General features: G+C 66.2%; 14 protein-coding genes. 9 read left to right on the plus strand and 5 right to left on the minus strand.

The features are described 5' to 3' along the window. Window positions 1-177 precede the first annotated feature (177 nt). The gene (locus tag ACZY0Q_RS14220; protein WP_463917798.1) at window positions 178-1,137 is read left to right on the plus strand and encodes a D-2-hydroxyacid dehydrogenase family protein; all 960 of its coding nucleotides are present in this window, start codon (window positions 178-180) and stop codon (window positions 1,135-1,137) included. A gap of 3 nt (window positions 1,138-1,140) precedes the next feature. On the opposite strand, the gene ACZY0Q_RS14225 is transcribed toward ACZY0Q_RS14220, so the two are convergent. Further along, on the minus strand, window positions 1,141-2,352 hold the full coding sequence (locus ACZY0Q_RS14225) for an ROK family transcriptional regulator (RefSeq protein ID WP_463917800.1): 1,212 nt from the start codon (window positions 2,350-2,352) through the stop codon (window positions 1,141-1,143). A 174-nt stretch (window positions 2,353-2,526) separates the two neighbouring features. On the opposite strand from ACZY0Q_RS14225, the gene ACZY0Q_RS14230 reads away from it, so the two are divergent. Genes ACZY0Q_RS14230 through ACZY0Q_RS14250 form a run of 5 tightly spaced genes read left to right on the plus strand, consistent with a single transcriptional unit; the run spans window position 2,527 to window position 7,134 of the window. Beyond that, the gene (locus ACZY0Q_RS14230; protein ID WP_463917802.1) at window positions 2,527-3,285 is read left to right on the plus strand and encodes a sugar phosphate isomerase/epimerase family protein; all 759 of its coding nucleotides are present in this window, start codon (window positions 2,527-2,529) and stop codon (window positions 3,283-3,285) included. Continuing rightward, a complete protein-coding gene (locus ACZY0Q_RS14235) occupies window positions 3,282-4,403 on the plus strand; it encodes a Gfo/Idh/MocA family protein (RefSeq protein ID WP_463917803.1) in 1,122 nt (373 codons plus the stop codon). Before ACZY0Q_RS14230 ends, ACZY0Q_RS14235 begins: the two co-directional genes overlap by 4 nt. A gap of 8 nt (window positions 4,404-4,411) precedes the next feature. Next, window positions 4,412-5,575, plus strand: a complete 1,164-nt coding sequence (locus ACZY0Q_RS14240; RefSeq protein ID WP_463917805.1) for a Gfo/Idh/MocA family protein — start codon at window positions 4,412-4,414, stop codon at window positions 5,573-5,575. A 1-nt stretch (window position 5,576) separates the two neighbouring features. After that, window positions 5,577-6,578, plus strand: coding sequence for a sugar phosphate isomerase/epimerase family protein (locus ACZY0Q_RS14245; protein ID WP_463917807.1), 1,002 nt, complete (start codon window positions 5,577-5,579; stop codon window positions 6,576-6,578). Window positions 6,579-6,600: 22 nt separating this feature from the next. Beyond that, a complete protein-coding gene (locus tag ACZY0Q_RS14250; protein WP_463917808.1) occupies window positions 6,601-7,134 on the plus strand; it encodes an N-acetyltransferase family protein in 534 nt (177 codons plus the stop codon). Between the two features lie 22 nt (window positions 7,135-7,156). Here the strand turns inward: ACZY0Q_RS14250 and ACZY0Q_RS14255 are convergent, their stop codons facing one another. Then, window positions 7,157-9,304 carry an amylo-alpha-1,6-glucosidase gene (locus ACZY0Q_RS14255; RefSeq protein WP_463917810.1) on the minus strand — a complete coding sequence of 716 codons (2,148 nt, stop codon included), beginning with the start codon at window positions 9,302-9,304 and terminating at the stop codon, window positions 7,157-7,159. Between the two features lie 15 nt (window positions 9,305-9,319). Then, window positions 9,320-10,438, minus strand: a complete 1,119-nt coding sequence (locus ACZY0Q_RS14260) for a glycosyltransferase family 4 protein (RefSeq protein WP_463917811.1) — start codon at window positions 10,436-10,438, stop codon at window positions 9,320-9,322. 185 nt (window positions 10,439-10,623) lie between these two features. Between ACZY0Q_RS14260 and ACZY0Q_RS14265 the strand changes: the two genes are divergently transcribed. Together ACZY0Q_RS14265 and ACZY0Q_RS14270 are read left to right on the plus strand one after the other, a co-directional pair. Continuing rightward, window positions 10,624-11,331 (plus strand): DsbA family oxidoreductase, encoded by a 708-nt coding sequence (locus ACZY0Q_RS14265; RefSeq protein WP_463917813.1) that lies wholly within the window; start codon window positions 10,624-10,626, stop codon window positions 11,329-11,331. A 64-nt stretch (window positions 11,332-11,395) separates the two neighbouring features. After that, entirely contained in the window at window positions 11,396-12,037 is a 642-nt protein-coding gene (locus ACZY0Q_RS14270; protein ID WP_463917814.1) for a TetR/AcrR family transcriptional regulator, read from the plus strand. A gap of 91 nt (window positions 12,038-12,128) precedes the next feature. Here the strand turns inward: ACZY0Q_RS14270 and ACZY0Q_RS14275 are convergent, their stop codons facing one another. Together ACZY0Q_RS14275 and ACZY0Q_RS14280 are read right to left on the minus strand one after the other, a co-directional pair. Beyond that, window positions 12,129-12,794, minus strand: coding sequence for a LytR C-terminal domain-containing protein (locus tag ACZY0Q_RS14275; RefSeq protein WP_463917816.1), 666 nt, complete (start codon window positions 12,792-12,794; stop codon window positions 12,129-12,131). Then, window positions 12,787-13,086: a type II toxin-antitoxin system VapB family antitoxin gene (locus ACZY0Q_RS14280; RefSeq protein WP_058930154.1), complete on the minus strand. Its 300-nt coding sequence runs from the start codon at window positions 13,084-13,086 to the stop codon at window positions 12,787-12,789. Before ACZY0Q_RS14280 ends, ACZY0Q_RS14275 begins: the two co-directional genes overlap by 8 nt. A 149-nt stretch (window positions 13,087-13,235) precedes the next feature. Here ACZY0Q_RS14280 and ACZY0Q_RS14285 point away from each other — a divergent pair, with 149 nt between their 5' ends. Next, complete coding sequence (locus ACZY0Q_RS14285; RefSeq protein WP_463917818.1) at window positions 13,236-14,165, plus strand: Cof-type HAD-IIB family hydrolase; 930 nt, start codon at window positions 13,236-13,238, stop codon at window positions 14,163-14,165. The last annotated feature ends 217 nt before the right edge of the window (window positions 14,166-14,382 follow it).

The raw sequence follows: 14,382 nt of genomic DNA on the forward strand, positions 1-14,382 counted from the left end.
CGGTGGCTAAATAGGATTTCATCACTTCCATTGCTATCACGCGAGGTTGCGCCGGACGCGGCAAGCAGCGTCATGGCGCCCTGGCATACGATGAAGCTCACACCAGCCGGCCCTCTACGTGCGGGATACCAAGCCGCACCGTCGGACGGCCGCGCCCCTCGGACGAAGGAACTTCACATGCAGCAACGGCTTGCCATCCTCGACGACTACCAGGACGTTGCGCACGCCTTCGCCGACTGGTCCTCCCTGGAAAAATCAGGCGTTTCAACGTCCGTCTTCCGCGAGCCTTTCCAGTCCGAGGACGCCCTGGCAGCGGCGCTCGCCAACTATCAAGTCGTTATTGCGATGCGGGAGCGGACCCCCTTCCCCCGCACCGTGCTGGAACGGCTGCCGGGGCTCAAGCTGCTGGTGACCACTGGCATGGCCAACGCCGCCATCGATGTGGCCGCGGCAACGGATCTCGGCATCACTGTGTGCGGCACGCCCGGGTCCCCTACCGCCGCGCCGGAACTGACCTGGGCCTTGCTGCTCGCGATCGCCCGCAACCTCCCGGCCGAGGAGAACTCGCTGCGGGCCGGCACGTGGCAGACCTCGGTGGGCATGGAGCTGTCCGGCAAAACCCTGGGCATCGTGGGCCTGGGCAAGATCGGCCGGCGGATCGCGGCCTACGGGCAGGCGTTCGGCATGGAGGTGCTCGCCTGGAGCCAGAATCTCACCGACGAGGCCGCGACCGAGTCCGGGGTCCGGAAGGTCAGCAAGGAGGACCTCTTCAGGAATTCCGACGTCGTCTCCCTCCACCTGCGGCTGTCTCCCCGTTCCGAGGACATTGTCGGTGAGCGGGAACTGCGGCTCCTGGGGCCGGAAGGCATCCTGGTGAACACCTCGCGGGGTCCGCTGGTGAACCAGGATGCCCTGGTGCGGGCTTTGAACGAGGGCTGGATCCGGGGCGCGGCCCTGGACGTTTTTGACCAGGAACCGCTTCCCGCGGGACACCCGCTGCTCAGCGCCCCCAACACTGTCCTGTCCCCCCACCTCGGCTACGTGACAGCGGAGAGCTACCGGCAGTTCTACGGTGGCGCGTTCGAGGACGTCACGGCCTGGCTGGAGGGATCACCGGTGCGCGTGATTTCGGGCTAAAGGCTAGCCGGCCGCCTGGAGCGTCGCCTCAATGGATGCAGGAGACAACACGCACTGCGTGACCATCTGGCTCGCACCAAAAATCGCAGCCTGGTCCCCGGCCACGGACAGGGCGATCCGCAGGTGGCTGGTTGCCAGCGGCAAGGACCTCCGGTAGACCACTTCCCGGACGCCCGCCATCAGGTGTTCACCGGCCTGGCCCAGGCTCCCGCCGATGACAATCACGGACGGGTTGAGCAGGTTGACCACGGTGGCCAGCACGTCGCCCACATCCCGGCCAGCTTGGCGCAGGGCGTGGATGGCCTGCGGATTTCCCTCGCCGACCAGCCGCAGCACGTCGCTGCCCTTGCGCGCCGGCACACCCTGCCGCTCCAGTTCAGCGGCCAGGGCCGGCCCGGAAGCGAGCGCCTCCAGGCAGCCGTAGTTTCCGCACCGGCACAACACGTCGTCGCCGCGGGGCACGCGTACGTGGCCCAGATCGCCCGCCGTTCCGTTGGCGCCGCGCTGCAGTTCGCCATTGCTGATGATCCCGGATCCGATGCCGGTGGCAACCTTGATGAACAGGAAATTCCCGTGGTCCGGCCAGTGCGCCGTCCGCTCCCCCAGGGCCATGATGTTCACGTCGTTGTCCACCAGCACCGGAACTGGCAGTGAGCGCTGGACGTAAGGGACGACGTCGAACCCATCCCACCCCGGCATGATGGGCGGCTTGACGGGCTTTCCGGTGGCGTGCTCCACGGGACCCGGCAGGCCGATCCCCACACCGGCGAGATTGCGAGGGTCCCGCCCCGCCTGCTTCAGCAGCTCCAGGCCCTCCTTGATCACCCGGCCGAGCACCGTCTCGGGGCCGGCAGCCACATCCTGGGCCAGCCGCCGCTCCGCCAGGACCCGGCCGCTGAGATCGGTGACGGCAACAATCACGTGGGTGGCGCCGACGTCGACGGCCAGGACGGCGCGGGCCGCCGGGTTGAAGGCAAAGCGCGACGGCGGCCTGCCGCCGCTGGAGTTCGCCTCACCCGCCGCGCCCACCAGGCCGGAGGCGATCAGGGCGTCGATGCGCGCGGCGACAGTTGAACGCGCCAGTCCGGTGGTCAGGGCCAGCTCCGCACGCGTCCGCGCCTTGCCGTCCCGCAGGAGCTGGAAGAGGTCGCCGGCGCGCGCCAGGCTGACGCCGTGGTCTGGGGCGGCGTGCTCGGTTCCGGGGCTGAGGCTCATGGATCATGAATAACACATGAAACTTCTGCCTGTCACGCGGAATAAAGAATATCGGCATCCAGGCAACTTTTGCTTGACGATCGGCAAAAGTCATTCTAGCTTTAGTGGAAGTGGCATCGCCCTCAGCACGGCAGCACCCAATCAACGTGGATTCGTCTGCAATCAGGAGAACCAATGAACTACTCGATCCAGCTCTACACACTCCGGGACCAGATCCAGGCGGACCTGTCGCGCACCATCCGCAAGGTCGCGGAGATCGGCTTTACGAAGGTTGAGCCGTACAACTTCGTGGCGACAGCCAAGGAACTCGGCGCCGCGCTGAAGGAAAACGGCCTCACCGCACCGTCCGGGCACGCACCCCTGCTGAGCCAGGACCAGGACGAAATTTTCGCCGCTGCCAAGGAGTTGGGCATCACCACCGTCATCGACCCCTTCATCCCAGTCGAACGCTGGCAGTCCGCCGAGGACATCCAGGCCACCGCCGCCGGGCTCAACGCCGCGGCCAAAAAGGGTGCCGAGCACGGCATCCGCGTGGGCTACCACAACCACGCGTGGGAACTTGAATCAACCATCGAGGGCCGCACGGCGCTGGAGTACTTCGCGGACCTCCTGGACCCCGAAGTGGTCCTCGAAGTGGACACCTACTGGGTTGCCGTGGGCGGCCAGGATCCCGTCGACATCCTGACAAAACTGGGCGACCGGGTGAAGTTCATCCACATCAAAGACGGACCCCTGAACACAGACACCAAGGCGCAGCAGCCGGCAGGCCAGGGCAAGGTCGCCGTCCTGGACGTCATCGCCGCCGCCAGGTCCCTCGAGGTGGGCGTAGTGGAATTCGATGACTACGCCGGGGATATCTTCGAAGGCATCGCAGAGAGCCTCGCCTACCTCAACGCCGCACAGGGCGCCGGCACAACCGGAGCACGCGCATGAGCCACGCAGCATCGACCCGCCGCGGCCCTGTGGGAGTTGCCGTCATCGGCGCCGGGAACATCAGCAAGCAGTATCTGGACAACCTCACCGTCTTCCCGGACCTGAAAGTCCTCGTCATCGCCGACCTCTTTGAAGAGACCGCCGAAGCCCGCGCCAAGGAATACGGCATCGCGGAGTGGGGCGGCGTGGACGCGGCACTGAACCATCCCGACGTCGAAATCATCGTGAACCTGACCATCCCCGCGGCGCACGTGGAAGTGGCCACCGCCGCCGTCAATGCCGGCAAACACGTCTGGACCGAGAAGCCCTTCTCCCTGGACCGCACGTCCGGGCTCGGCCTGCTCAAAACCGCCGACGCCGCCGGGATCCGCCTCGGCTGCGCCCCGGACACCTTCCTCGGCGCCGGCCTGCAGACCGCCCGCCGGCTGATCGAACGCGGCGACATCGGCACGCCGCTCACGGCCATGACCACGTTCCAGACCCCCGGCCCGGAATCCTGGCACCCCAACCCGGCCTTCCTCTTCCAGACCGGCGCCGGGCCGCTCTTCGACATGGGCCCGTACTACCTCACCACGCTGGTCCAGACGTTCGGCTCCATCCGCAAGGTGGCCGCCGTCGGATCCTCCGCTAAGGCAACCCGCGTCATCGGTTCCGGGCCCAAGGCCGGCGAGGAGTTCACCGTCGAGGTGCCCACCCACGTGTCCGCCATGGCCCAGTTCGAAAGCGGCGCGTCATCGCACAGCGTCTTCTCCTTCGAGTCCCCCCGCGTGCACATGGGCTTCGTGGAGATCACCGGCAGCGAGGCAACCCTGTCCCTGCCGGACCCCAACAATTTCGACGGCGACATCCGGCTTTGGCGCGCGGGGGACGAGGACTGGACCACGGTTCCCGCGACCGGCCCCGCCAGCGGCCGCGGCATGGGCGTCCTGGACATGGCACGCTCGCTCCGTGCAGGCGTCCCCCACCGCGCCACCGGCAATCTGGCCTACCACGTCCTGGACACCATGGTCTCGATCACCGAATCCATGGAAACCGGCTCGTTTGTTGACGTTGAAAGCTCCGCTCCCGCGTCCCCGGCCCTCCCCGAGGACTGGGACCCGGAAACCGCAACGCTCTAGGAACGATGATGACCTCACCTGTGAAGCGCCCGCTGGGCGTCGCAATGATCGGCTATGCGTTTATGGGCAAGGCCCATTCCAACGCCTGGCGGAACGTGGCCAGCTTCTTTGACGTCCCGCCCTTTGAGCAGAAAGTCCTGGTGGGCCGGGACCCCGCCGGAGTTGAGGAAGCAGCTGCCAAGTACGGCTGGTCCGAGACCGCGACGGACTGGCGCACAGTCCTGGACCGCGATGACATCGACATCGTGGACATCTGCGCGCCGGGCTGGATGCACGCCGAGATCGCGATCGCCGCCCTTGAGGCAGGCAAGCATGTCCTGGTGGAGAAGCCGCTCGCCAACACCCTCGCCGAGGCCGAGTCCATGACGGCGGCCGCCCAGGCAGCACGGGCCTTGGGCGTGCAGTCGATGATCGGTTTCAATTACCGGCGGGTGCCCGCGTTGGCCCTGGCGAAGGAACTCATCGCGGAAGGCCGGGTGGGAACTGTCCGCCACGTCCGGGCGGCCTACCTGCAGGACTGGCTGGCGGATGAAACGGCGCCCATGAGCTGGCGGCTGACCAAGGAAACCGCCGGTTCCGGGGCGCTCGGGGACATTGCCTCCCACGCGATCGACCAGGTCCTTTTCCTGCTCGGGGACCGGGTCACCGAAGTGTCCGGCCGGACGCACACGTTCACCACGCGCCGCCCCGGTGCGGCGGGCATGGAGGATGTCACGGTCGACGACGCCGCCTGGGCAACGCTGTCCCTCACCTCCGGGGCGATCGCCTCCGTGGAGGTCTCCCGGGTGGCCACCGGCCAGAAGAACTCCCTGAAACTGGAGGTCTACGGGGACAAGGGCGCCATCATCTTCGACCTGGAGAACCTCAACGAACTCCGGTTCCTCGACGCCACCGCACCCGCCCGCGAGCAGGGCTTCCGCCGGATCCTGGTCAGCGAGCCCGAGCACCCGTATCTTGAAGCGTGGTGGCCGCAGGGCCACATCATCGGCTGGGAGCACACGTTCACGCATGAGATCCGCGACTTCCTGACCGCCATCAGCACCGGAACCCCGCCGTCACCGTCGTTCGAGGACGGCCTTGAGGTGCAGCGGATCCTGAACGCCATCGAAGAGTCCGCCGCCGCGAAAAGCTCCACCATCCCGCTGGCCCGCACCACCCCTGAAGGAGCCTGACATGTCCCGCCCCTATACCCTGTTCACCGGCCAGTGGGCCGACCTCCCGTTCGAGGAAGTCGCGCGCCTGGCCTCCGGCTGGGGCTACGACGGCCTGGAAATCGCCGTGTCCGGGGACCACCTGGACGCCTGGCGCTGGGACGAACCCGGCTACGTCGAATCCAAGCTCGCCATCCTGGCCAAGTACAACCTCAAGGTCTGGGCCATCTCCAACCACCTCAAGGGCCAGGCCGTCTGCGATGACCCCATCGACTTCCGCCACGAAGCGATCGTGGGCGCCAAGGTCTGGGGCGACGGCGACCCCGAAGGCGTCCGCCAACGCGCCGCCGAGGAAATGAAACACACCGCCCGCCTCGCCAAGGCACTGGGCGTGGACACCGTCGTCGGGTTCACCGGCTCCTCGATCTGGCAGTACGTGGCCATGTTCCCACCCGTCCCCGCCGCCGTGATCGAGGACGGCTACCAGGACTTCGCCGACCGCTGGAACCCCATCCTGGACGTCTTTGACGAATGCGGCGTCCGCTTCGCCCACGAAGTCCACCCATCCGAAATCGCCTACGACTACTGGACCACCGTCCGGACCCTCGAAGCGATCGGCCACCGGCCAGCGTTCGGCCTGAACTGGGACCCCTCACACTTCATGTGGCAGGGCATCGACCCCGTCTCCTTCATCTGGGACTTCAAGGACCGGATCTACCACGTCGACTGCAAAGACACGAAGCTCCGCCCCACCGGCCGGAACACCGTCATGGGCTCACACCTGCCGTGGGGCGACCCCCGCCGCGGCTGGGACTTCGTCTCCGCCGGCCGCGGCGACGTCCCCTGGGAATCCTCCTTCCGAGCCCTCACCGCGATCGGCTACACCGGCCCCATCTCCGTCGAATGGGAAGACGCCGGCATGGACCGCCTCCACGGCGCCCCCGAAGCCCTCGCCGCCCTGAAGAAATTCGACTTCCCCGCCTCGAACACCTCCTTCGACGCCGCGTTCAGCTCTAAGCCGTAGGAAGCGCACGTAGAATCCCTGCATGACCCACACCATCCGAAAGGCCACAACGGACGACGCCGGCCCGCTCGCCGAACTGGCGGCCGTCACCTTCCCGCTGGCCTGCCCGCCGTCGTCGTCACCGGAGGACATTGCCGCGCACGTGGCCAACACGCTCAGCGAAAGGCACTTCCGGGGGTACCTGGCGGATCCTGACGTCATCATGCTGGTCATCGACGCCGACGGCGCGCTCCGCGGCTACAGCCTGCTCGTCAAACGTCCGGCCCAAGACCCGGATGTGGCGTCGGCGCTGCAAGTCCTGCCGTCCGTCGAGCTCAGCAAATGCTACGTCCACCCCGACCATCATGGCCTGGGCGCCGCCGCGGAGCTGATGCACGCCAGCCTGCAGGCCGCCGCCGAAGCGGGCGCGGCCGGGGTCTGGCTGGGTGTCAACAGCCAGAACGCGCGGGCCCTCCGGTTCTACGAGAAGTCCGGTTTCCGGAAGGTCGGTTCCAAGTCCTTCAGGCTGGGAACCACGGTGGAACATGATTTCGTCCTCGAGCGGGCCGTACCGTAAGCGTCCTCCGGGAATCCTGCCGCTAGTCGCCGGCCTGGCCGCCCAGGCGCTCGTCGAGGGGCGGACGGGGTTCCTTCAGCAGTTTCAGTCCCGGCGGCAGGCCCTCGATGGTGCCCTCGGTCCGGTGCGCGCTGATGGAGATTCTGGCATGGCCAAGCCGTACGTTGTCAGCCCTGAAGTGCCCTTTGTCCTCGGCCAGGATAGGGGCCAGGTGGACAACACCGCGGGTGAAGTCCGGATCAAACCGGAGCAGGATGCGGGCAAGCTGGATGGGCGCCGCCGCCGCCCAGGCCTGTGGGGAACACGCCGTCGGGTAGGGCACCGGTCCGTGGAACTCGGTCCGGTCGAAGCCGCAGAACAGTTCGGGCAGCTGACCGTCGAAATGGGCAGCCGCGTCGAAAATGCCCCGCGCAAGCAGCTTGGCCTCAGGCACAAAACCGTAGCGCATCAGGCCGGTGGCTACGAGGGCCGAATCATGCGGCCACACTGAACCGTTGTGATAACTCACAGGGTTGTAAGCCCCCATATTCGAGGCCAGGGTCCGGATCCCCCAGCCGGTGAACATTTCCGGCGACATCAGCCGCTCCACCACGGACGGCGCTTTGTCCTCGTCGACTATGCCCACCCAAAGGCATTGGCCCATGTTCGATGTGCAGGCGTCAACAGGCTTCTTGTCCTTGTCCAGCGCTACGGCGAAGTAGCCCTTGTCCGGCAGCCAGAATTTTTCATTGAAGGCTTTCTTCAGCGCGGCCGCGCGTTCTGCCCAATGGTTCTCTGTCTCCGTGTCCCCGGCCGCTCGGGCGAGGAGTGCGCGGGCCACGTAGGCTGCGTAGGCGTAGCCCTGGACTTCGCACAGCGCGATCGGCGGCTCAGCTATCCGGCCGTCCGCGAAATTGATTCCGTCCCAGGAGTCCTTCCAGCCTTGGTTCACCAGCCCATGGGTATTTGGGCGGAGGTATTCCACAAAGCCGTCACCGTCACGGTCACCGTACGTTTCGATCCAGTCAAGGGCCCGGTCCGCGTGCGGCAGCAGGGATTCAAGGACGTCATCGGACAGCCCCCAGCGGCTCAGCTCCCCTAAGACAGTGACGAACAGCGGGGTAGCGTCCGCAGTGCCGTAATAGGCGGTTCCACCCAGGGACAGCCCGGCTGTCACGCCCAACCGCACCTCGTGGGGGATGCGGCCGGGCTCCTCCTCGGAGTCGTCGTCGACCTTTGCCCCCTGGATGGTGGCCAGGGTTTGGAGGGTCCCGACCGCAAGCGTCGAGTCCACCAGCAGGGACATGTAGGAGGACAGGAGTGAATCCCTCCCGAACAGCGCCATGAACCACGGCGCGCCGGCGGCCACGGCTGCGCGGTCGGGGTGTTCGGCGTCGAAAATCCGCAGCGATCCCAGATCGGCCTGGCTCCGCAGGAGGGTTGCCTCGATGTTGCGGTCGCCGACAGAGATCCTGGGCACGTTTTCTTCCCACGCCAAGTGCCGTTGGACGCCTGCCCGGTGGCGTGGCAGCCCGGCTTCGCTGAAGGGTTCCTTCGGAGCCACACCGTTGATCAGAGGGACCACAATAACGCTCGTGGACCATTTGCCTCTCGCGGGGATGTGCGCGTGGAAACGCAACGCGCCAGCGCTGACGTCGGCGCCAGCCGCGCGGATGGCCGAGCCGCGGCGCTGGGCGTTGCGGACGGCTTCAATGACGAGTTCTTCACCCCGGACGCTTCTGCTCACGGCGGCGTCCGTGACAGGGCGGCCACCCTTAACGTCAAACAGGTCGGCCTGGTCCGCGTCAACCAGAAGTTCGATGTCACAGTCAACAGGTTCCGAGGAATAGTTCTCCAGCGTGATGTCGTCCTGGAGGCCCGGACCGATGTGGCGTTGCTGGCGGACCACGAGCGGGCTGTCGAACCTGCCGTCGGGCCACTTGGCACGGCCCACGAAGGTGGCCTCGTAGGCGTCCGGACGCTGCGCCACCAGGGCCTCGCGGAGCGCGCCGTTGATGCGCAGGATCCACTGCGACACCACCCTGGTGTCCTGGTAGAACGCCCCGCTCGTTCCACCCTCGGAGCTGATGTCACCACTGTGTGAAGAGATGCAGAATGAAGATCCTTCGACCAGGGTTACCGACTCTGTCCCGCCAACGTCTGCTTCCGTGTCTGCATTCCATGCAGTCATGGATGCGCTCCTTCCCTAAGGCCGCCGAGTAGAGACCGGGCCTGTTTCGGGCGCCCGGACAACCGTTCCCCATACCCGATTCTGGTGCAATGGGGAACCGTCCGGAACCCCCGGCAGCTGGCTCTTGTCCAAGAGTTTCGCGAAGAGATCCAGGTGGTTGCCCACCATCCTTTCGGTGCTGAACAGCTTGAGCGCCCGGTCCCTGCAGAGCGACCTGTCCAGCGTTGCGGCAAGGGGCAGGAAGCTGTGCAGCTGTTCGGTCGGCCCCAGGTAGCCGGTTTTGCCGTGGTCCACAATCTCAGGTGCGGCTCCGGTCGGGGTTCCCACTACCGGCGTACCTGTGGCAAGGGATTCGATCATCACCAGCCCAAACGGCTCGGACCATTGGATGGGGTTCAGGAACGCCATCGCCTCACCCATGAGCTGGAACTTGTCGGCGTCCCCCAGCTCGCCCAGGAAGACCTCGTTGGAGCCCAGGATCGGCTCAATGTCGGAGCGGAAGTACGCGATCTCGTCCGGCTCGCGCATTTTGGCTGCAATACGCAGCGGAACTCCTGCCCTGCGCGCGATGTGGATGGCCTCGAGCACGCCCTTGTCCGGGCACATCCTGCCGACGAAGCAGGCATAGCCGCCGGTGCCGGATCCGACCGGGACGGCAGAGACGTCCATTCCGTGGTGGATCACGCGGGTGATCGGAACGTCCGGCACACGGGAGGCCTGGTCACGTGAGATTCCGATAATGGCCGTGTCGGCAGCCATCGCGCGGTACAAATCGGCCGACGCCGGGGTGAGGGGGCCGTGAATGGTAGTCACCACGGGGGCGGTGGACCTCCGCCTGGCAGCCAGGGGCCCGGCCAGGGTGTGGTCGTGGATGATGTCCACCCCGCCCAGGCCGTCATATGCCCTGATGACATGGCTGAGCTCGGAGAGTGTGAACCCGAGTTTAGCCGGCTGTGAAGGCCTCATGCCTGATACCAAGGGGGCAGGACAGGTACTGTCCGACGCTGCGGCAAGCAACACCTCGTGCCCTTCGGCGATGAACCCCCGGGCCAGGGCGTCAACAACCCTCTCGATACCTCCGTAGCCGACGGGGGGAACGGGAATCCATGGTCCTGCAACAAGTCCGATCCGCATGGTTTGGCCTCCGGGGGATGGCGGCCAGGTCCCCCCGCGCTGGCACCTGAGTTGTTCCGATAGGCCTCTGCTTAACCTGTTGTTCCGACTATCGCCCCGCGCGGGGAGCGATTTCAAGGCCCAATGTGACAAATCCGACACTGCCTGCGGGGAATGGGCGCCTGACCTGCACAGTTGTGGCAAGCATGAAGATTGAGATCTGGTCAGACGTCGCGTGTCCGTGGTGCTACATCGGCAAGCGCCGGTTCGAGGCCGCCCTGGCCGAGTTCCCACACCGCGACGCTGTGGAGGTGAAGTGGCGCAGCTACCAGCTGGACCCCACCCTCCCGGAGCACTATGACGGCACGGAGCTGGAGTACTTAAGCACGCGCAAGGGCATGGCCCCGGCGCAGGTCTCGGAGATGTTTGACCACGTCGCCGCGCAGGCCAAGGGCGAGGGCCTGGACTACCGGTTCGACCAGGTGGTGGTGGCCAACAGCTTCACCGCCCACCGCCTGATCCACCTCGCTGCCGAGCACGGTCAGCAGGATGCCGCCAAGGAACGCCTGCTGAGCGATCACTTCGAGCACGGCAAGGACATCGGCAGTGCCGAATACCTCACGGCCCTGGGACAGGATCTGGGCCTCAGCACCGAGGCAGTCGCCGAACTCTTCACCACGGACAAATACGCCGACGACGTCCGCTTCGATTTCGAGGAAGCCCGCGCCCTGGGCATCACGGGCGTCCCGTTCTTCGTGATTGACCGCAAGTTCGGCCTCTCGGGTGCCCAGCCGGCCGAAACGTTCACTGCGGCGCTCCACCAGGCCTGGCAGGAGACCAACCCGCTGGTTCTGGTCAACGCCGCGGCCGGCAACGATGGCGAGGCCTGCGGCCCGGACGGCTGCGCGGTCTGACCGAGCCTAACGAGTTCTACTGGCCCGACGAGTTCTTACTGACACATCGCGGTAAAGTGTCTGCATGCCCAGGATTTCGGCGGCCAACAACGCCGCGCAACGCGCCGAGACGCAACGCCGGGTCCTGACAGCATTCGGGGAACTCCTGTTCACGCACGGCCTGCCCGGACTGACCATGACAGATGTCGCCCGGCATGCCGGGGTGGGGCGCACCGCTGTCTACAACTACTACGCGGACATCGAAGAGCTGCTGATCTCCTATGCCCTGGACGAGACCGAGCGGTTCCTCACCGAGCTGCGGGAGTCGCTGAGCACTCTCGAGAACCCCGTCGAACGGCTGGCCCTGTACGTGCGCACCCAGGTGGAGGACCTCAGCCGCCGCCACCTCCCACCCGGACCGGCGATGGCGGCGGTGCTGTCGCCGTCGTCCTTTGCGAAATTGGCCGACCACGTCGGGGAACTCAGCGTCCTGCTGCAGGGCATCCTCAGGGACGGCATGGCGCAGGGGTACCTGCCACAAGCGGACATTGGCCAGCAGGCGCAGCTCATCCACGGCACACTCTCCTCCAGCGCGGCGCGCGGCAGCAACGAGCCCGCCGAACTTGAGGCGCGGGTCGCCCGCACCGTGCGGTTCATCCAGCTGGGCGCCGGAGCACGGTTCGACGACGCCGGCGCACCCCTGCGCGTCAGCCTCCCCTTGCCGTGAACGCCAGCGTTGCTGTGTCACCTACGGTCGTCATCCGCCTGGTTTAGCAACCCGGTTTAGCAACCAGAAGTGAGAGAGCACCGGCAACAGGTCAGGGGCCTGCCGTTGGAATAACCGGCCATTTGGCGTCGTCAGCAATCCGGCGACTTTCACGCGGGCAGCTGAGCTTCCCCGGCGTCTGGTCCACGCGGTCCGCAGCGGCGAGCTCCCGGTAATCACTGGAAAGGATGACGTCGACGCTGGCGTCCGTCCGGCCATCCTGGAAGTAGTCGGAGCCCGGCAGGTTCCGCTGGACACTGAAGGCGGCAGACTGCCCGGCAGCCCCGGACACCACCGCAGCCACGCCGCGGAAGCCGGCCTCGGTGTTGGCCACGGCCCCCACCACAAACTTCCGGACCAGCAACTCATCCGCCACAGTGCGGGCCAGCCCGGGACGGCTGGTGGAGTTGTAGACGTTGAGGTTGATTTTGTCGTTGGGGGTGTAGTCAAAGGTGGCCGCGGGACAGGTGGTCCGGGGCTCATCGCTGCCCGCCGTCGTCGGAAGCTTCAGATGCCCGTTCACGATGGCCAGTGCAACGATGATGGCGCCCGCAATGAGGCCCAGCAGTAAGACCAGGACCACTCCATGCACCACGCGGCGGCGCAGCCGCACCGGATTGTCGGGGTCGCCGGCAGCCTCAAAGGTGGCCCGCAGTTCGGGGCCGGAAACAACGTGGTGGCCGTGCAGGACGCTGGCGTCCCTGGGCTTCCTAGCCATCTATGACCAGCACACGGGCGTGGATGGCGGTCCGCTGGTGCAACGCTGTCCGGACGGCGCGGTGCAGTCCGTCCTCCAGGTACAGGGTTCCCTGGTACTGCACCACGTGGGGAAAGAGGTCACCGAAAAAGGTGGAGTCTTCGGCGAGGAGCGCTTCGAGGTCCAGCGTCCGTTTGGTGGTCACCAGTTCGTCCAGGCGGACAGGCCGCGGCGGCAGCGATGCCCACTGTTTGGGCGTGTTGAAACCATGGTCGGGATACGGGCGTCCCTCGCCCACAGCTTTGAATATCACCATGCCACCCTAGGCAGCTTGGCGCCCTATGAGAAGTGTCCGGCCCGCACCATCCCAAGGTTGTAGCCAAACAGTGACCATCTGTCACATGCCGCGGACCTAGCACCGCCGGCGCAGGATCGGGGGCCTCCGGCTGACACAATGGAGCCATGACTGCGCCCGAATTCCCTGCCGGCACAACGCCCGGCGTCCGCCTGCCGTCCACCCCGCCCCTCGCCCTCCTGCTCGACGTCGACGGACCCGTGGCCAGCCCCGTGACCCGCGACGTGAAACCGGGCATCATTGCCGATCTGGTGGCGCTGGCCACCGCCGGGATTCCGGTCGTTTTCAACACCGGCCGCTCCGATGCCTTCATCCGGGAGCAGGTCATGGCGCCCATGATCGCTGCGGGAATGCCCGCCGGGACGGTCATCCACGCCATTTGCGAGAAGGGCGCCGTGTGGTTCAGTTACACCGCTGCCGGGCCCGGCCCCATCCACGTTGACCACGATCTTGCCGTGCCCAAGGCCTACGGCGATGACGTCCGCAGGCTCGTGGCCGAGGACTACTCCCGGCACATGTTTTTTGACGAGACCAAGCGCGCCATGGTGTCTGTTGAACAGCACATCGAGGTGCCTTCCGCCGATTACTTGGCCGAACAGAAGCTTTTTGACTCCGACGCCATGGACCTGATGACCCGCCACGGCCTGGGCGTGGTCCGGCTGGAGCACCACGCGCCGAATTCCGACGACGAGGTGGACTACCGTGTCGATCCCACCATCATTTCCACCGATATTGAGTCGGTGCGGCTGGGCAAGGACCTCGGCGCCAGCCGCGCGGTGGAGTTACTGGCGGCGCAGGGCATCACGCCGCAGGCCTGGCGGACCGTGGGTGATTCCCGCACGGACTATGCGATGGCGGACTGGTTGCACCACAATGACCATCCCGTGAAGCACGTTGATGTCCGCCCGGCGGACGGCGTTCCGGTCAAACCCTACGACGTGTTGACGGCCACCGATCTGGGGCTTGGGGAAGATGTCATTCACGACGACGCCGGCGGAGCTTTCCTGCGCAGCTGGCGGGAGGCAATGGTCAACTGAGCCCGTCCCCCGCCCGGCAGCGCCCGTTTCGGGCCTGCCATTTTGGGGGTCGCGCTATTATTCAGGTAAGAACGCTTACCATTTACCCGCGACGGAGACAACCATTACAGAAGCACCTGTCCAGGACGAGATCTACTACGGCGGCCAGGCGTCCGTAGAACCGCGAACCCACGCCGAGGTGACATCTCCGGCGGCTGAGGCGCGGCTCAAACACCGG

It is taken from the genome of Pseudarthrobacter lactosi, from assembly GCF_055412785.1.